This window comes from Confluentibacter sediminis, from assembly GCF_003258355.1.
Lineage (GTDB): Bacteria > Bacteroidota > Bacteroidia > Flavobacteriales > Flavobacteriaceae > Confluentibacter > Confluentibacter sediminis.
Window position 1 is genome coordinate 210,397 of record NZ_QKPO01000006.1, and the last position, 18,334, is coordinate 228,730.

Below are 18,334 nucleotides of genomic sequence, written 5' to 3' on the forward strand. Positions count from 1 at the left end.
AAATGAACTTAAATAATATACATAACGTTTATTTTATCGGCATTGGCGGTATAGGCATGAGTGCCTTAGCTAGATATTTTAAAGCCAATGAGAAACATGTGGCGGGTTATGATAAAACACCAACCGAGATTACTAATAGCTTAACGGATTTAGGTATTGAAGTTCATTTTGAAGATGGTATTGAACATATTGAAACGTCATTTTTAAATCCAGCTACGACTTTAATTGTTTACACACCAGCTATTCCTAAAAATCATTCAGAATTGACATATTTTAAGAATCATGGTTTTCATGTTTTAAAACGTTCTCAAATTTTAGGGCTAATCACTGAAAATACGTTTTGTTTGGCTGTTGCTGGAACTCATGGAAAAACAACCACTACAAGCATTCTTGGGCATTTGATGAAAGAGTGTGATGTGCCATTAACTGCATTTTTAGGTGGTATTAGTGAGAATTATAATTCCAATTTGATACTTAATGGCACTGAAGTTTCAGTAGTTGAGGCAGATGAATTTGACCGTTCGTTCTTGACTTTATCACCAGATATTGCTTGCATTACATCTATGGATGCCGATCATTTGGATATTTATGGAAATGCTGAAACTTTAAAAGAATCCTTTGTTGCTTTTTCAAAGAAAGTAAAACAAAATGGAAAATTATTTGTTAGAAATGGATTGCCAATTAAAGGCATTACCTATGGTATAGAAGATAATTCAGATTATACCATCCAAAATATAAAAATCGAAAATGGTACCTATGTTTTTGATGTTAAAACACCTAAAACAGTGCTGGAAAATTTAAAATTTAACCTACCTGGTAGACACAATTTGTCGAATGCATTAATAGCCTTGGCGATGTCTGTAGAATATGGTTGCCCGTACCAACAGCTCGCCAAAGCTTTAGCATCTTACCAAGGAGTTAAAAGACGATTTACATATCAAATCAAAACAGAGAATTTGGTTTATATAGATGATTATGCACATCATCCAGAAGAAATTAATGCCGTCCATCAGGCGGTTAGGGAAATGTATCCTAATAAAAAGATTTTAGCTATTTTCCAGCCTCATTTATTTAGTAGGACGCGAGATTTTATTGACGATTTTGCTAAAAGTTTATCACAATTTGATGATATTTTATTGCTTGATATTTATCCGGCAAGAGAGCTGCCGATAGAAGGTGTCACATCGTTGTGGTTACTAAGTAAAATAACCAATGATAATAAGCAATTAGTTAGTAAAGAAGCATTGATTTCTAAAATTAAAGAAAGTCATGCGCAAGTGATATTAACCATTGGAGCAGGCGATATAGGGGAAGAAGTAAAAAAAATTAAAAAAGAATTGAGCGTTGCGAGTTAATTGGAATTACATAAAAATGATCGCACTACTAGGTTTGGTAGTTTTCTTGTTTGCGTTTGCATCAAGTAGAAATGCCGTTAGAAAAGTATCGCAACCCAACATTCAATTTATTGGAGATAATAATCTTTTTATCACCTACGAAACTGTTAGTAAATTGTTAATACAAAATTATCAGGATGTAAAAAATATGCCTAAAGAAACTTTAGATTTGAATGTATTAGAGCGCGCCCTGAATTCTAACCCAATGATTAAATCAGCGGAAGTGTATATTGCTGTAAATGGTATACTTAACGCTGAAATCGAGCAGAAAAGACCAATTGCTAGAGTGTGTACAAATGCGTCATATTATATTGATGACGAAGGTTTTTATATGCCATTGTCATCAAATTATTCGGCAAGAGTACCATTAGTAACCGGTAATGTTGATAAAAATAATTTGGAGAATTTGTTTGTTGTGGCAAATAAAATTGAAAGTGATGATTTTTTAAAAATGAATGTTGTTGAGATTCGTCAAGATACAGACAAGATGATTTATTTAAAACTAAGACAATGTCGTTTTTTAGTTCAATTAGGAAGTGTTGATTTTTTAGATAAAAAAGTAAACAACCTAAAAGCATTTTATCAAAAGAGTTTAAAAGAAAAAACACTTAATAATTATAGTAAAGTTAATTTACAATTTGATAATCAAGTAGTATGTACCAAAACGTAAACTATGGATCATAATATAGCAGTAGGATTAGACATAGGAACCACAAAAATTGTGGCAATGATTGGTCGTAAAAATGAATACGGCAAACTTGAAATTTTAGGTATAGGTAAATCTAAAAGTTTAGGAGTGCATCGTGGCGTGGTAAATAATATTACACAAACCATCCAATCTATACAGCAAGCGATCCAAGAAGCCGAAGCTTCTGCCGAAATGAAAATAGAAGGTGTTACGGTTGGTATAGCGGGTCAACACATACGTAGTTTACAGCACAGTGATTATATCACAAGGCCTAATTCAGATTTGGTTATTGATGAGGAGGATATTGACAGACTGATCAATCAAGTGCATAAGTTGGTTATGTTGCCTGGAGAAGAGATTATTCATGTATTACCTCAGGAATATAAAGTGGATGGACAGGCTGAAATTAAAGAGCCGATAGGGATGTATGGTGGCAGATTGGAAGCGAATTTCCATGTGGTTGTTGGTCAAGTGTCATCTATAAGAAACATTGGGCGCTGTGTGCAAAGTTCAGGATTGAATTTAGAAGGTATCACATTAGAACCTTTAGCGTCTGCAAATGCTGTATTAAGTCAAGAAGAAAAAGAGGCAGGTGTAGCTTTAATAGATATAGGGGGTGGAACCACAGATTTAGCCATTTTTAGAGATGGTATCATTCGCCATACAGCGGTGATTCCTTTTGGTGGAAATGTTATTACAGAAGATATTAAAGAGGGATGTTCTATTATAGAAAAACAAGCCGAATTATTGAAAATAAAATTTGGCTCAGCTTGGCCAGGAGAAAATAAAGAAAATGAGATTGTGTCCATTCCTGGATTAAGAGGTAGAGAGCCTAAAGAAATCACATTAAAAAATCTGTCTAAAATCATACATGCACGTGTTGTGGAAATTGTTGAGCAAGTGTATGTAGAGATTAAAAACTATGGACATGAAGAACAAAAGAAAAAGCTCATAGCCGGTATTGTTTTAACCGGTGGCGGTGCTCAACTAAAGCATCTTAAACAATTGGTAGAATATATTACAGGAATGGATACCAGAATAGGATATCCAAACGAGCATTTGGCAGGTGATAGCGATGAAGAAGTTACAAGCCCATTGTTTGCTACGGCAGTTGGTTTGGTTTTGGATGGCATAAAACGCAATGAAAGAAAAAAGATAGAACAAAAAGAAAAATTGTCTCCTAAAACAGAAGAGGAAAAACCAGAAGAAAAACCTGTTGAAAAGCCAGTAAAGGAGCGACGTTCGTTTCTAGATAAGTTAACCGAAAGGGTTAAGGATTTTTTAGATAACGCAGAATAATAATAAGAAAAATCAGAATCAGCCAACCATTGAATCAAAAATATTAAGTAAAAAACCCCAGTAAAACAGAATTTATGAGCAGCAAAAAAGAATTCGAAAGTATCGCATTTGATTTACCAAAAAATCAATCAAATGTTATTAAAGTTATTGGCGTTGGCGGTGGCGGTAGCAATGCTATCAACCACATGTTCCAACAAGGCATCAAAGGTGTAGATTTTTACATTTGTAATACGGATGCACAAGCCCTTCAAAACAGTGGTGTACCCAATAAAATCCAATTAGGTCTTAATTTGACCGAAGGGTTGGGGGCAGGAGCAAATCCACAAATAGGGGAGCAGTCTGCTGTTGAGAGTTATGAGGATATTTCTAATATGCTCGATTCAAATACAAAAATGGTTTTTATTACTGCTGGAATGGGTGGTGGTACTGGTACGGGTGCTGCACCTATTATTGCTAAAATGGCTAAAGATTTAGATATTTTAACAGTTGGTATTGTAACCATGCCTTTTCAGTTTGAGGGTAAAATGCGTATTGAACAATCTCAAATTGGTATTGAAAAATTAAGAAGCGTGGTTGATTCTTTAATTGTGATTAATAACAACAAACTTCGTGAAGTGTATGGGAATTTGGGCTTTAAGGCTGGTTTCTCTAAAGCAGACGAAGTACTCTCTACTGCTGCTCGTGGTATAGCCGAAGTTATTACACACCATTATACACAAAATATCGATTTACGTGATGCTAAAACCGTATTAAGTAATAGCGGTACAGCCATTATGGGGTCGGCTTTAGCCTCAGGTCAAAACCGTGCGCAAGAAGCTATTAGGAAAGCTTTGGATTCACCATTATTAAATGATAATAAAATTACCGGAGCCAAAAATGTATTGCTGCTTATCGTTTCTGGTACTCATGAAATAACAATTGATGAAATTGGGGAAATAAATGACCACATCCAAAATGAAGCAGGACATGGAGCCAACATTATTATGGGTGTTGGGGAAGATGAAGCATTAGAAGAATCTATTGGTGTTACAATTATTGCTACGGGTTTTAATGTAGAACAACAAGATGAAATTTCTAATTCTGAAACCAAAAAAGTAGTACACTCTTTAATTGATGAAAAAGAATTAAGTCCAAAAGAATCAGAGCCCGTAATTATAAATCCTTTAATAGAACTAGAAACCAAAAAAGAATCATCTGTAGTACGTCATACTTTAGATGTTGAAGTTGAGGAAGAAGTGGATCAATCTGATAATAAAAAGCAAGAAACTCAATCAAAGCAAGAGAATTTTTTAAAAGACATCAACTTAATTCCAACTACCGATATCATAAGAAACATCAATGTGGTATATGATGAAGTAAAGGCTCATATCAAAGAAGATGACTTCATTATTAAGCCTGTTACCAAAACGTCAAATAAGGTAAAAGAGATTGAAGTAGAAGAAGAACAACAAATTACATTAACTTTTGATTTACCTCTTACCAACACTAAAACAATTGAAGAGGATGACATGATTTCAAATGAGGTTAATGACGATATAAAAAAAATGCCTGTTAAAGATTATGTAGAGCTCATTACGGTAACAGAATCTAATGAGGAAGGCGATGTTCGTTATACATTAGAGGATTATGTTGAAGAGGAATCTTCTCTGAAGAAAAAACAAATATCTATAAAAGATGTGGCTGAAGAAGAAGATTATAATGTGGTTTTTGAAAAGAAAGTTATAGCAAAAGAAGTTGTTGAAGAATCTTGTGAAGACATTGATCCAATGAATAGTCCTATTTCTGACATGCTTAAAGAACGTGCTCAAGAACGCAGACGTAAAATGAAAGATTTTAATTATAAATTCAATAGTGCCAAAATTGATGACATTGAAAAAATACCAGCTTATAAACGTCAAGGATTAAATCTGGATGAAACCAAACATTCATCTGAAACAGATATGTCTAGAACGAGTATTGGGGTAGATGATAATGATGATATCCAATTAAGAACAAACAATTCTTTTTTACACGATAATGTAGACTAAAAATTTATACTTACCTATCTTGGTTATGAACCCGAAAAGAATCCCTCAGCTTTTCGGGTTTTTTAATTTCTGCAAAGGTGAGAATCTGTTTTTATTATCTATTCTATCTTTTTTGAATTAAAAAAGTGTTTTTATTGTCATTTGAGTTTAATTTTTACTGTCATTTCTGCGAAGGCAGGAATCTATTTTTTATATTCGCACTTACTTTACAAATTTAAAATTATGAGTTTACAGGAAAAGATCATGTCGTCATTAAAAGACGCCATGAAAGCAAAGGATCAAACGGCTTTGACGGCTTTAAGAGCTGTGAAATCGGCTATTTTATTGGCTCAAACAGAAGATGGTGCACAAACGGAATTAAGTGAAGAGCAAGAACTTAAAATACTTCAAAAGCAAGTTAAACAACGTAGAGATAGCGCAGCTATTTATCAAGCGCAAGGGCGTGAAGATTTAGCAGCGCCAGAATTAGCGGAAGCAGAAATAATAAGTCAATTTTTGCCAGTAGCTCTAAGTGATGAAGATGTTGAAAAAGTAGTTGTAAATATTATAAATCAAGTTGGTGCTCAAGGCATGAAAGATATGGGAAAAGTTATGGGGCTTGTTAGTAAAGAATTAGCTGGGCAAGCAGACGGAAAGACCATTTCTAATATTGTAAAAGCCAAGTTGTCTTAAAAGTGCTGGTTGTAATTACTTCATGGCTATAAAATATAAATAGTCAATAAAAATAATCCATAATTCGGCTGCGTAGTTCAATTGGATAGAATATCAGATTTCGGCTCTGAGGGTTGGGGGTTCGAATCCCTTCGCGGTCACTAAAACTAAAATTGTTTAGTACCAAAACCATGTAATTTTTATTAATTACATGGTTTTTAGGTTTTTAGAAGTACATTAAATTTGAATCATTTTGGTTTAAAATGTTCGCTAATCGACAGTAAAATTCAAAGTGTCAGTTATACTGTCGATTTGTTAAAATTTTGTTAACAAATTTTTGTTTAGTTGATTTGACTTTCGTCTCAATAAATGTTTAATAATTTAAAGACGACAACTATGCGCACTACAAACACATTCTCAATTCTTTTTTGAGTTGACCAAAAGAATTACACAAACGACCATGCCTTACTTTATGCAAGAGTAACAGTAAACGGTAAAAGAGTTAACATCAGTCTCAAAATGAAAATTCCTTTTTCTCTATGGGATAATAAGAAAAAACGAGCTAGAGGTAACTCAGCTGAGGCTAGACAGATTAATTTGTATATTGACCAAGTGTATTCCCAAATTTTTAAGTGCTATCAAGATATGGTATTTAAAAATAAATTGGTAACAGCTAAATTAGTAAAGGCAAATTATCTAGGTGAGGGTGAAAATGTCAAGACCCTTCAAAACATCATAGATTATCATGGCAAAAAAGCAGAAAGTTCTTTGGCATCAGGAACTATCAGAAACTTTGCAGTTACAGAAAAGTATATTAAGAGATACTTAAATAAAATTTTAAAAACTTCAGATATCTACCTTAACCAATTAGACTATAAGTTTATTTGTGATTTTGAGCATTTCCTTCATACTTATTGGCCAACAGGGCATCCAAATGCCATGAGCCATAATACGGTCATGAAACATATCCAGCGTTTCCGAAAAATGGTAACACTTGCATTTCATTTGGAATGGATAGATAAAGACCCATTTATTCGTTGGAAGCCAACCTTTGAAAGGAGGGAAAGGGAGTTTCTTTCAGCTAATGAACTATCAAATTTGGAAACCTATAAGTTCCCCATTGAGCGATTGGAAAGGGTTAGGGATTTATTTGTTTTTAGTTGTTACACAGGGATTAGTTATGCGGATATAATAGCTTTAACCGAATCGAATATTATGATTGGTATTGATGGGCTTAATTGGATAGTTACCAAACGCCAAAAAACAAAAACACCTGTAAAAGTGCCTATATTAGATACAGCCCAAAATCTTATTGATAAGTATCGCCATCATCCTATGACGTGCATTACCGAAACGTTGTTTCCAGTAATTTCGAATGCAAAATTAAATCTCTATCTAAAGGAAATTGCTGATGCCTGTGGTATAAAAAAGAATCTTACTTTCCACATGGCACGGCATACCTTTGCTACAACGGTCACTCTGACCAACGGAGTTCCAATTGAGACGGTTTCAAAATTATTGGGGCATACTAGAATTGCCACAACCCAAGTTTACGCCAAAGTCATAGAGAGAAAAGTAAGTGATGATATGCAATCTCTAAAAAATAAACTTAGAGCAGATAAGGATGATTTAAAATCAAACAAAATTGATAATGATTGATGTTTTAAAGGAATAATCTAGGTCTTGTGGCAAAAATATGTTAGAGGAGGAGAGGGCATTTTGATGAATTTTAGATAAGTCAATAGTATCTTTTGTGATTGTTGAAAACAGACCTTCTCTAGCATATTTTTTTACATCTTAGTACCCTAATAGATAACTTATTTGATAAGACCTTTTGTTTTATCTTTCTGGTTTAATATGATAATGAGCCGATTAATTTTGTAATCGGCTCATTATTTTGCTATATTTGAGCCGTAATTTAATCGTAATCGGCTCATGAGCTATAATTGGCAACAACCTGACTGGACACAATTTAAATATGATCTAGAGCATATTGAGGATGCTTTTTTTGAATTTATTGAAAAAACGGGTCGTATCAAAGGGTATTTAGAGGGACTGTCCAAAGAACTACAATTAGAGACCATGATAGAGATGATGGTCTCGGAAGCCATTAAAACGTCAGAAATCGAAGGGGAATATCTAAACCGAAAGGATGTTATGTCCTCCATTCGCAATAACCTTGGGTTCAATAAAAATCCTGAACAGGTCAAGGATAAAAATGCGGAAGGTGTTGCCGAGCTCATGATAGATGTTAGAAACAGTTTTTCCGAAGACTTGACCGAAGCAAGCCTCTTTTCATGGCACAGGATGCTGATGAGGGGACGGGAGAATATGGTGGTTGGTGGTTGGCGTACCCATAAAGAACCTATGCAAGTGGTTTCAGGTGCTATGGGTAAGGAGCGTGTACATTTTGAGGCTCCACCTTCTGAAAGTATTCCAAGTGAAATGGAACGCTTTATAAAATGGTTTAACGAATCGGCTCCTGGTGGCACATATGAGATTAAAAAACCTATGGTTCGCTCCGCCATTGCCCACCTGTATTTTGAATCCATACATCCCTTTGAGGATGGTAATGGTCGCATCGGTAGGGCTATCTCTGAAAAGGCACTATCCCAAAGCATTAAAAGGCCTATACTTTTAAGTCTTTCCATATCAATAGAGGCTAATAAGAATGCTTATTATGATGCTCTTAAATCGGCTCAGAGGTCAAACCAAATAAGTCCTTGGATAATGTATTTTGTGAATACCGTTCTTGATGCACAACGCCATACCGAACAACAAATCGAGTTTACCCTGAAAAAGGCTAAGTTCTTTGACCATTTTAAAGATCAATTGAACTGTCGTCAGTTAAAGGTCATTAGACGGATGCTCAAGGAAGGTCCAAACGGGTTTGAGGGTGGCATGACGGTTAGAAAGTATATTTCCATTACCAGTACATCAAAGGCTACGGCGACAAGGGATTTGCAAGATCTTGTTGGAAAACAAATTTTTATGCCTTTTGGGGGTGGTCGGAGTACGCACTATGATGTGAATTTAACGGTCTAATTGTTTTCAAATTTATTTTTATGGGCTGTAATTATATTTCCAGATTTATAAATATAATTCCGTTGCAGCACATTCACATAACATGTCTTATAAATCCATGATGGAAATGAGTATCTTACCTGCGGTTTTATTCATTAAAAAATAACATTGCGCTTTGCAAAATGTATTTATTGATAAAGAAGGATGATAGAACTAACTTTATTTTTGTAAAACACTATTTTAAAGCATTTTAATCGGTCTTTATCAAGCAGATTCACCGAATTGTTCACAAAAGACAAAAAGAACTAATTAAAGACAAAATTTATTTGTTTTTTGTATACACTTTTTCAATCATAAATTTCGCAAATCCAGTTGACAATCTAAGCTTATCTTTCCCCCAATTAAGTCCACCTAAAGATTTGCTGCCATTTGCTAAAATGTGATTGTTCGTATTTTGATTAAGATACTCATTTGCAAGTAATCCAATATTAAAATTATAGTTTGACCAATTTGTTCCATAAGTGATAGTCAAATTTTCGCCTTTAATATACCAAGGCCATCTTTCCATCCAATCCTCCTCTTCGATTTCCTCATCAGAAACTTTAATTGGAAGCGTAGTCGCTTTATAAATTGATAATATTTTCCCTGTACCTACTCCATAACAGATAAGAATATCATTGATTTTTACTCCAGTTGGTCGAAGTTTTGAAAAATGCAAATCAAATTCAATTTCATTAAATTTTCTACTTGGTTCAACCGTATGTTCAGTAACTCCAATTGGTTTTAGCCAATAATTCACCGAATCATCAAAATGATTTATCAAATTAATATTCAAATAGGAACTTAAATCTAAGTCAATTTCCCTAATCACAGCGTCTGGTTTTTGCTCTAAATATGAATTGGAAACTTCAACAAGTTTGTAAACATCTGCTTTTGTAATATCATCAATTTCAATACATTTAATTATAGAAGACTCTAATTTTTCTATTTCTATCAAATCAGAAATCTCAATCCCCCATTCATGATTATATGACAATCCACTATCAGTAAAATTTGCAGAAGTAATTATCGCTTTAAAGGGATTATCTGACTTTTTGAAAATATAAATTTTTCCATGCAATCTATTGTTAATTGAAATTTTAAAATCAACATTATCATTATTGAAAATCGGCAAATCAACGAAAGTCATCAATGAGTTGGCTTTACTAATCTGGTCAAAAGACTTAGGTTTCAATGTTGTGATTAAATGAATGTGATTTAAACTATCTAATTTTAAGTCATTAAAGAACGTATTAAAATCACCCATTAGAAAAGGACTAACAATACTTATTTTATCCGATTCTAATACTAACTCTTTGATTCTTGAAAAGTGATTGCTTACTGAATCTAAATTACTTATAATTTTCATGGTTCTGCTTTTTTTCAAATTCTGAGCAACATTTTTATAATGTTACTCAGAATTTAAATATTTTAATTTTCAGTCCTTTTTTTTGTCTTTTCTTGGCAAACTAAACGTCACCATAGAGTAATTATTATCTCTCCCGAAAAAGGAGAAATTGTCGAAAACGTTTATGTTAATTGAAAGCTGCATGTTTGTGTACGAGAATTTTGTTTCACCATTCCGCTTTGCTCGTGTCCCGAAGGAAAATCAGAAACTAACAAACAATCAACTAGCTTTTGTTTAGCTATGATTAGCAATTTTTCATATACGGCTACAGTCAGTTTTTTTTTACTGTTATATTACTCTAAAATAAATTTGTCGCATTCTTCCAAAATAAAATCAGGAATTAGGTCATATTCGTTAGGATCTAATTGGCAAATAAGTTCATTTTCAATATGAAATGTTTCGTTTATAAATTTTCTTAAGATGTTTGGTACTCCAGAAAACTTTTCATTATAAATTAGTCTAAAAATATTTAACTTAGAATAACTGTTTTCAGCTGAATTATATAAATTCTTTAAGGTTTTTATATCTTCTAATTTCGCCAAAAATGTCACATAATTAAAACTCGGTATAAGTTCTATAATTTTATTTATTCCAGAATTAAAATCCGATTCAGACATTAAATCATTTCCTATTTCTTTCCTTTGGTCTTTACATTCTTCTCTTTTTCGTTTGTGAAATAAATTTGAAAGAATTTCATACTCATTTCCTAAATCATCGATAATTTCAAAATGTCGTCTTAAATAAATAAGCTTTATAATGTCGTGAAAATCTGATTTTAATACATTTTTGCATATTTGAGCAAATGACAATAAATTTTGTTTTTTAATTTTTGTTTCTGTGAGTATTCCGTTTTTAGTAGTTAAAAAATTTGCATCACATAAATTGTTAAACTCTTTTAGAACTTTCACAGTATCAATAATTGGATCAAGGTCGTGAGTTAGCATTAATACGCTTTTAGTTCTTAATTGTCCATTTTTTTTACCAAATAACATATCAATTATTGCATATTTTTTGCTTTTATCAAATGAAGAAATAGGGTCGTCAAGAACTATTAAGTCTGGTTTTTTATACAAAGCTTCATACATAAACAAGACCAGTGAAAATGCGTTTTTTTCTCCAAAGCTTAAATGCTGTTTGCCTCCGTTTATAATACTATCTGATTCAATATGTCTCAGTAATAGTTTGTAATTATTTAAATTATCGTTTACTATTTCAACAGTGTATTTATAACCTGCATTAGTAAGAAATGAGTTTATGCTTTTCCGGTGTTTTTCTATTAGGATTTTAACTAAACGTTTTTGTTTATTGATTTCACCTTGAAGTAGGCCAACTTTTTCCAGAACAGTGTCAAGCGAGTTATTTAATGATTGAATTATCGAAGTAGTCTTTTCCGCTTTAAATCTATCAAATACTTCTATGTTAATTTTGAGATTTTTTAACTTTTCTTCTACTTTTTCATTTTCGTTGAAACTAACTGAAGATATTTCTTTTAAGGCTTTTAGTTTCAATAACAAATCGTCAATTTGTTGTTTAATAACAACAATGTAATTCATTTCAGACTCATCTAAACCTGTTTGCTTTTCTGTTATGGTTTGTAGTGTCAAATTTGCATTTTCAGAAAAATACTCTCCTAAATTTTTGAGTGCTTCTATAATAACCGTAAAGTTTTTAATTACATTTTTATCATAAAATGTTGAAACAGATTTTATTGTTTCTTTATTTTCAGTTGTTGGGGAAGTACAGTATGGACAATCGTCAGATATTTCCAGAAATTGTTCGCCTTTGTTTTGCCAATCCAGCCAATTTACACAATTTTTGTCTTTAATTAATTTACTATATCCTTTTAATGATTCTGGAATATGTTGAATTTTGTTACCTTCCTTTAATCCTTTGTATAATGCAGAAGATTTCGAAAGTCCCGTTTGTGTTGTTGCAAAACTCTTAGATAAATTTTCAAAATCAGATATAATTTTATTAAGGTCTTCATTTTCTGAAAATATCTTCTTTATTTCAGATAGAACTTGTTCAATTTGTTCGGTTGAGCTTTTATATTCGGGAGTATTTATAAAAATTTCATAACTGTTTGAAATTAATTCATCTTCTTTAAAAAGAAATTGATTTAGGTATTCTTCATTAAAAATTAGAACACTTTTAATCTCTTCGCTTATAGTAATCTCTGGAATAACTTGAATTTCTGAATTTCTATGTTTAAAAGGGATTAGTTCATTTAATAGTTGAGGAGAATCAATTGCATATTTAATTGCTCTTGCAATTGTACTTTTTCCTGTACCATTAATTCCAAATTTAATATTTAGTTTATTGTTAGTGATTTCAATTTTTCCACTATCAATATTGTTACAATTTGTAATTGTTAACTGCATAGATTAAGTTTTGTTAGTTTAATGGTTTTATCTTTTGATATTTGCGAAAAAGGTTTTATACATGATTAGTTTCAAACAACTGGCTAAAAACTAGACGTTGTTTTATTTTTTATTCAGGATTTTCATATCAAATAGAAACAATTTATAAGTCAAATGTAAATCGCTTCACAAAATATTAAATACGGTAAACCATAAGAGTTCTTAAATAAAATGCTTATTAATAATAGGGAGATGTTAAATGTACTAAATAATAGTAAGTGATTACGTTATTAAATTAGCTAATTTTCTGAATTTAGAATCGTTTTACACAAAAAAATCCAGACATTATGTATTCAATATAGCAGGTAGTAAATCTTGACACTTGGCAAATATATTGGCTAATAAATAAGTTAGAAGATCATATAAGTGCCTCAGTATAGAATACCCTATGTAACATTATAAACACTACACTTATATTGGTGAAAAAAGTAGGTTTAAGAAGTGTTTATGTATGGCATAGTATATTGCTATTTTTTCATGCCTCAAAAAAGCAAAACACTATCACTGTAAATTCCAGTATAAGTAGCTTAATCATTTGTACTCTATTATCATAAAAAGTATTATAATCCGCTACATATACATACGCATCAACCAACGCTCAGAATTAGTAACATAAACCTATTTTTCAATTTGATATTAGTGAGCAATATTTGTATTGAAAAACTATGATAATGAATTTTATAGCGTGGTTATAAGAAGAGTATTCCTCTTATCATGATACAGATTAATAGAAAATTTCATCCATAAATCTTGAAGAAAACTATTAATATGAAACTAAGGTGTGGAATAGCAAGAGGGTAACACGCTGCGCGATGTTACTTATTTGTATTTAACTGATATTCAATTAATTAAATTATAAAATTTTTTTGTTGTTTTTCAAATTTGCTGTAAATTCGATATTCACCCCAGTAGAATCAGTGTTTCATTGTAACAATTCAATAAATTATGGATGATTTTAATACGATACGGTTAAAGAAAAAGACCATTGATAAATTTAAGAAATATTCTAAAAAGATAAGCCCAAGCTATTCGGAAACTTTGGATTTCATGATTGCTTTTTTTCAGGATAATAATATATCTCCCTATGATACTTTAAGAGTGAATTTTTCATCTCTTCCCAACATTCTCAATAAGCGCATGGATGCCGTGGTCTCTATTTTAAGAAAAATTGAAGAGACCCAATTAAAGCCAACCAAGAAAATGCTTGAATCTTTGTTCGAAGAAATGGAAGAGAAAGAAGAACCTATGTATATTGACAGAACCCAAGAAGAGATTGAAGCGTCCAAAACAGAAACAGAAAAGCTGTTGGATTATTATTCTGTGGAATATGATAAGAGTAGGGAAGAATTACATGAGATAAAGAACGAATTTAGCAACCTTTTAAATGAGTTGTCCTATATTAAAAACACATTTGGCAGAAGTTATTATAGGCTGGATATTCCGAAAGAAAAAATAGAGGATATGAAGTCAAGGCTTTTCTAGTCCTTTCACCACTTAAGAGTTAACTACCGCGCTCGCTTTGGGCGAGCTTGCTGCATTTTTAAAGTGATGGATTCCCCTCGCTCAAAATCGAAGCCATACAAAATTCATTTTTAAAAAGCCAGCATCTAAATCCATCCCTTTAAAAACGGATTACCCTGTATGGCGTGAAATACCTTTCCACTTACCGACTATGGACATTGCGTTGTTCGGTGTGGTTGGCATTCATCTAATGAAGTCACTTTGGTTTTTCTTTTAATTATCCTTCTTTTTGTTCTTTGAAAGGGTTTCAGTGACCTTGTCCATATAGTAACACCTATTTATGTCTAAATACGTCACAAGCTTTAATCAGAAGGAATTCTAGTTTAGGTAAGGTCGTTTTTTTTTTTTTTTCAAAAGTCATTTAATATCTGTGTCTTAAAATATGTCTATTTAAATTCTTCTATCATTTCTTTTTTAAGCCATTCAAAAGCGGCTCTTTGGTCATAGTTTATTTCTGGTCTCAATAAAGCCTCCATATCACCAGTAAAATTGGGGTCGTTTTCCTTTTCTTCAATATTTAATAAAAACTCCTTTTTACTGGGAGGTCTGTTTCCTGTGGCAAACGTTATGTACTCATTAAAGCAATGAACTATTTTATCTAAGTCTAGCTCTATATTTTGTCTGGAATAGTCTAAATCAAATAAATCGCGGCCTTTACTTCGTTGGTATAATGCACGAAGTTTAGTGCCTAATAATTCATTTATATTATATGTTTTAATATTAGTTTTTCCTGAAAACCATTCACTTTCTACCTCAAAAGGGAAATCTACCCAATCCAAAACATTAAAATGTTCTTTGCAATTGATTTCTAATTTTAGTCTAAGTTTTATCTCTTCGTATTCTGAAGTAAAACGATATAATGCTTTTGCTCCATGACCTCTTACTTGTGTTTTTCTAGGTTCTTCAAAAAAAGTAATTACTTCTTGTAGTCGTTTCATGATTGGGTTTATTGGGCCAGGTTTAATTTGAACCAAATCAATATCTTCTGAATATCTTGGAGCGGGATTTAAATACAATTTATGTAATGCAGTCCCTCCTCTAAAAGCTAGATTTTCATTTAAAAAATCATCAGAAAAAATAGCTATTATTGTGCGGCTTATAACTAAGTCTTGTTCTACCTGAGCAAATTGTTTCCATGGAGCATGCTCTTGCCACTTGGCAATATCTGGTTTAGGAATCATAAATCATTTTCTAGTTTAATGTTAACATCAACCTTCCAAAAATTATCAACCGCACCAGGCTTTTCTTTTGATTCGGGACTTAATAATACTGGGAAATATGTTATATCTTTTAAATGATCATGTAAAACGTCAATTAATTGGGCATCTGCTTCAAGTTCTTCCATTAAAAAACCCAATCGCTGCAAGGCACTTCTCTGAGGATACCATGAGATTAAATCTTTTAAATTACCTAATTTAATTTCTTCCATGAGTTCCTCAATAATAGCCAACATCCTATTTATACCCCCTAATTTTGTTTGATGATATATTAGATCTACTGTTGTTAATGCAGCATCGGAAATTTTAAAATTCCCAGCATCCGATTTTTTGGTGATTATATTTTTTTGTGGCCAATTGGATGCGGTAAAGAAGCGAATATCAATGGTCGCCTTTTTAATATCCAAAAGCGTTGGTGGAGCAGTAACTATATAATCTCTCTGGATTTGTTGATGACTAGCTCCATGAAATTTAGCTGCTGAATATAAACCTAAATAATAGTCCTTTTTTAGATATTTAAAAAGTTTATCTATGTATAATTCTATTGGTAATTTGCCTTGCCTAGAATACCTAGGTGGAATAATAAGATAAAAACCCTTTCTAAGAGGGATTATTTCCCCTTTTTTAGTCAAATAAGATAAATCAGTAGTTAAAGCAGATTTGTCTTTTTGACTAGTTGCATGAAGCTCATCCTTTGAAAAAGAGTATTCTTCAAGAGATAAGCGTTCTTTTATGAAATCTGACAGATACAATCTTAGTAAATTTTCGAGAAAGTTAGTAAAATTTGCTAATTATCTCGCATATTTACTATAATTTTTTAATGAATAATATGGAGTCTAAAAAAATAACTAGAAACCAATTGTATAATTTGGTTTGGTCTAAACAAATGACAGCACAAGAATTTGTAAACTCTGATACTGCTTTGAGAAAAAAATGCATTAAACATATATATCATTATGCCAAAAAGAGGGTATTGTTAAGAACAATGCACTTATTGCAATTATTGAAGATTTGACTTAATAATTAGTAAATAGCACAAACAAAAAGTTATGATTTATTGTAGTTATTCTTCCGAAAGGATTTTAGTAATTTCATCCAACAAAACCATTTGTTCCCTGGGCAGTAAATTGATAATAAACTCCAATGCTGTAATAACATTGGATTTAGGGTGTGCATTGGAAAGTGCAGATGATGAAAATCTAGCGTCTCCTTCTAGAGCTAATACACATGTTTTCAACAAACAGGATATATTGAATAAAAGTTCGTCATTGTTCCCTATTAAAAACTCTCCTTTCATCATAGGTGTATTGTTGCATGAATATCCAGCAGGTCTTAATAATCCGTCTCTTATTTGACAATGCTTTTTGAATTTTCTTCAATATACGTTTCTTATATAATGTGGTACAAATCTATAGAGCAAAGCTTTCTCAGATTTGGTTCTATCCAATGAGGGCAAATTCTACCTACAAAAACAAAACGGGAGTAAAAAAACTTAAAAAACGTCCATGTTTGTTTATCATTTGAGATTAACTACACGTTCCGAGGCAAATTGTAAATGGTTACATATAGAAAACCTATTGATTTTAATAAGAGGGTAGAAAGGTTGGTGGAAAATAATCAATAATATTTCTCCTATCTTTTTTGATTTTACTAATCATATCTAAACAATAATTGCCTAATGATACTTTTTCATCATAAGATATAGTGTCAGAAATAATATTATTGCTGTTTGCAGGATCAATTATTCTTATTTTATGTATGTTTTCACCAAGATAGTTTAAAACTTCCAATAGACATTTATCAATATTTCTTGGTAGTGTTCCGTTCTGAAACGCTTTTTTTACTAACAATTCTAAATAAATAGATTTAATATCTATATCATTTTCATTTTTCCACATTTTAAGAAGTTTAACCACTTTTCTCTCTTGATTGGTGAAATTTAGAACTCTTAATTGCTTACTGGGATTAATCTTTTTAAAAGTTGATTGTCCAAACAATGAAGTTTCATTAACATAAATATAATCATCATTGAATGCATTTTTACTAATTCGAGTAGGAACAATATCGATTCGGTATTTTTCACCATTCACATCATAAGTTATACCTATAGAATGTTTTTGTTTCCTAACATTGGTTATAGCCTCATCATCAAGTTCGTAATTTAAAAACTCATAAACTTTATTAAATACATGCTCAATCGTGCCAGTTGGCTTTTTAAATCGTAATTGAATATCAACGTCTGAATTTTGTATAGATGTTCCCTTTATAATAGATCCATTAAAACTTGGATATTTAAATAAATCATGCTTGAATTTATAATAAAGTTTTTGTTTTAATTGGTTAGCTTTTTCAATTATAAAAGTATTATCAGTTTTATCATGATTATTTACAACACCATTAAGATATCTTGGTACACTTCCCCCTGTATTGTTTAGTATTTTATTCGTACGTCTATCTTCAATGCTACCAAGAATAAATCCTCCAGAAGCTCCTACTGCAGCACCTTTCCCTGTAGCAAGGAAAAATTGTTTCCAATTAAAAGGTTCATTATCTATTTTGTTGAGCTGTTTTAATACGTTAAATAATCCATTACCAATACCAAAGATTATTGCCCCATTTCGTGTATATTTTATTGCTTTATTCATA

The 18,334-nt window shown here is 31.7% G+C and carries 14 protein-coding genes, 1 tRNA gene and 1 pseudogene; 10 read left to right on the plus strand and 6 right to left on the minus strand.

The features are described from left to right. The first annotated feature begins 2 nt into the window (after positions 1-2). The 9 genes and pseudogenes from murC to DKT72_RS06990 all read left to right on the plus strand — a co-directional run bounded on the left by murC (position 3) and on the right by DKT72_RS06990 (position 9,104). On the plus strand, positions 3-1,355 hold the full coding sequence (gene murC / locus DKT72_RS06955; protein WP_111308013.1) for a UDP-N-acetylmuramate--L-alanine ligase: 1,353 nt from the start codon (positions 3-5) through the stop codon (positions 1,353-1,355). Positions 1,356-1,371: 16 nt separating this feature from the next. Further along, positions 1,372-2,064, plus strand: a complete 693-nt coding sequence (locus DKT72_RS06960) for a cell division protein FtsQ/DivIB (protein WP_317048425.1) — start codon at positions 1,372-1,374, stop codon at positions 2,062-2,064. A 3-nt stretch (positions 2,065-2,067) separates the two neighbouring features. Then, complete coding sequence (gene ftsA / locus DKT72_RS06965) at positions 2,068-3,381, plus strand: cell division protein FtsA (RefSeq protein ID WP_111308015.1); 1,314 nt, start codon at positions 2,068-2,070, stop codon at positions 3,379-3,381. Between the two features lie 74 nt (positions 3,382-3,455). Continuing rightward, the gene (gene ftsZ, locus DKT72_RS06970) at positions 3,456-5,408 is read left to right on the plus strand and encodes a cell division protein FtsZ (protein WP_111308016.1); all 1,953 of its coding nucleotides are present in this window, start codon (positions 3,456-3,458) and stop codon (positions 5,406-5,408) included. 222 nt (positions 5,409-5,630) lie between these two features. Further along, the gene (locus DKT72_RS06975) at positions 5,631-6,080 is read left to right on the plus strand and encodes a GatB/YqeY domain-containing protein (protein WP_111308017.1); all 450 of its coding nucleotides are present in this window, start codon (positions 5,631-5,633) and stop codon (positions 6,078-6,080) included. Between the two features lie 66 nt (positions 6,081-6,146). After that, positions 6,147-6,220 (plus strand) — tRNA-Arg (locus DKT72_RS06980). A 289-nt stretch (positions 6,221-6,509) separates the two neighbouring features. Then, positions 6,510-6,734, plus strand: a pseudogene (locus DKT72_RS18650) (Arm DNA-binding domain-containing protein); the annotation flags it as partial. Beyond that, entirely contained in the window at positions 6,723-7,718 is a 996-nt protein-coding gene (locus DKT72_RS06985) for a site-specific integrase (protein WP_369074219.1), read from the plus strand. The pseudogene DKT72_RS18650 and the gene DKT72_RS06985, both read left to right, overlap by 12 nt. Before the next feature lie 276 nt (positions 7,719-7,994). Continuing rightward, on the plus strand, positions 7,995-9,104 hold the full coding sequence (locus DKT72_RS06990) for a Fic family protein (RefSeq protein WP_111308018.1): 1,110 nt from the start codon (positions 7,995-7,997) through the stop codon (positions 9,102-9,104). Between the two features lie 301 nt (positions 9,105-9,405). On the opposite strand, the gene DKT72_RS06995 is transcribed toward DKT72_RS06990, so the two are convergent. Both DKT72_RS06995 and DKT72_RS07000 read right to left on the minus strand, forming a co-directional pair. Continuing rightward, the gene (locus DKT72_RS06995) at positions 9,406-10,491 is read right to left on the minus strand and encodes a restriction endonuclease PLD domain-containing protein (protein WP_111308019.1); all 1,086 of its coding nucleotides are present in this window, start codon (positions 10,489-10,491) and stop codon (positions 9,406-9,408) included. A 332-nt stretch (positions 10,492-10,823) separates the two neighbouring features. Beyond that, entirely contained in the window at positions 10,824-12,911 is a 2,088-nt protein-coding gene (locus DKT72_RS07000; RefSeq protein ID WP_111308020.1) for an AAA family ATPase, read from the minus strand. Positions 12,912-13,895: 984 nt separating this feature from the next. Between DKT72_RS07000 and DKT72_RS07005 the strand changes: the two genes are divergently transcribed. Beyond that, a complete protein-coding gene (locus DKT72_RS07005; RefSeq protein ID WP_111308021.1) occupies positions 13,896-14,432 on the plus strand; it encodes a BfmA/BtgA family mobilization protein in 537 nt (178 codons plus the stop codon). A 425-nt stretch (positions 14,433-14,857) separates the two neighbouring features. Here DKT72_RS07005 and DKT72_RS07010 read toward each other — a convergent pair whose 3' ends face one another. The 4 genes from DKT72_RS07010 to DKT72_RS07030 form a co-directional block, all read right to left on the minus strand. Next, positions 14,858-15,652, minus strand: a complete 795-nt coding sequence (locus tag DKT72_RS07010; protein ID WP_111308022.1) for a nucleotidyl transferase AbiEii/AbiGii toxin family protein — start codon at positions 15,650-15,652, stop codon at positions 14,858-14,860. Further along, positions 15,649-16,440, minus strand: coding sequence for a type IV toxin-antitoxin system AbiEi family antitoxin domain-containing protein (locus DKT72_RS07015; RefSeq protein WP_111308023.1), 792 nt, complete (start codon positions 16,438-16,440; stop codon positions 15,649-15,651). Before DKT72_RS07015 ends, DKT72_RS07010 begins: the two co-directional genes overlap by 4 nt. Positions 16,441-16,751: 311 nt before the next feature. After that, positions 16,752-16,988 carry a hypothetical protein gene (locus tag DKT72_RS18195; RefSeq protein ID WP_162623260.1) on the minus strand — a complete coding sequence of 79 codons (237 nt, stop codon included), beginning with the start codon at positions 16,986-16,988 and terminating at the stop codon, positions 16,752-16,754. Positions 16,989-17,271: 283 nt separating this feature from the next. Beyond that, the gene (locus tag DKT72_RS07030) at positions 17,272-18,333 is read right to left on the minus strand and encodes a hypothetical protein (RefSeq protein ID WP_111308026.1); all 1,062 of its coding nucleotides are present in this window, start codon (positions 18,331-18,333) and stop codon (positions 17,272-17,274) included. Between the last annotated feature and the right edge of the window lies 1 nt (position 18,334).

Excerpts from the sequence above, each read along its gene's own strand:
- murC (WP_111308013.1), top strand. The coding sequence starts at position 3 with ATGAACTTAAATAATATACATAACGTTTATTTTATCGGCATTGGCGGT.
- DKT72_RS06960 (WP_317048425.1), top strand. The coding sequence starts at position 1,372 with ATGATCGCACTACTAGGTTTGGTAGTTTTCTTGTTTGCGTTTGCATCA.
- ftsA (WP_111308015.1), top strand. The coding sequence starts at position 2,068 with ATGGATCATAATATAGCAGTAGGATTAGACATAGGAACCACAAAAATT.
- ftsZ (WP_111308016.1), top strand. The coding sequence starts at position 3,456 with ATGAGCAGCAAAAAAGAATTCGAAAGTATCGCATTTGATTTACCAAAA.
- DKT72_RS06975 (WP_111308017.1), top strand. The coding sequence starts at position 5,631 with ATGAGTTTACAGGAAAAGATCATGTCGTCATTAAAAGACGCCATGAAA.
- DKT72_RS06990 (WP_111308018.1), top strand. The coding sequence starts at position 7,995 with ATGAGCTATAATTGGCAACAACCTGACTGGACACAATTTAAATATGAT.
- DKT72_RS06995 (WP_111308019.1), bottom strand. The coding sequence starts at position 10,491 with ATGAAAATTATAAGTAATTTAGATTCAGTAAGCAATCACTTTTCAAGA.
- DKT72_RS07000 (WP_111308020.1), bottom strand. The coding sequence starts at position 12,911 with ATGCAGTTAACAATTACAAATTGTAACAATATTGATAGTGGAAAAATT.
- DKT72_RS07005 (WP_111308021.1), top strand. The coding sequence starts at position 13,896 with ATGGATGATTTTAATACGATACGGTTAAAGAAAAAGACCATTGATAAA.
- DKT72_RS07010 (WP_111308022.1), bottom strand. The coding sequence starts at position 15,652 with ATGATTCCTAAACCAGATATTGCCAAGTGGCAAGAGCATGCTCCATGG.
- DKT72_RS18195 (WP_162623260.1), bottom strand. The coding sequence starts at position 16,988 with ATGATGAAAGGAGAGTTTTTAATAGGGAACAATGACGAACTTTTATTC.
- DKT72_RS07030 (WP_111308026.1), bottom strand. The coding sequence starts at position 18,333 with ATGAATAAAGCAATAAAATATACACGAAATGGGGCAATAATCTTTGGT.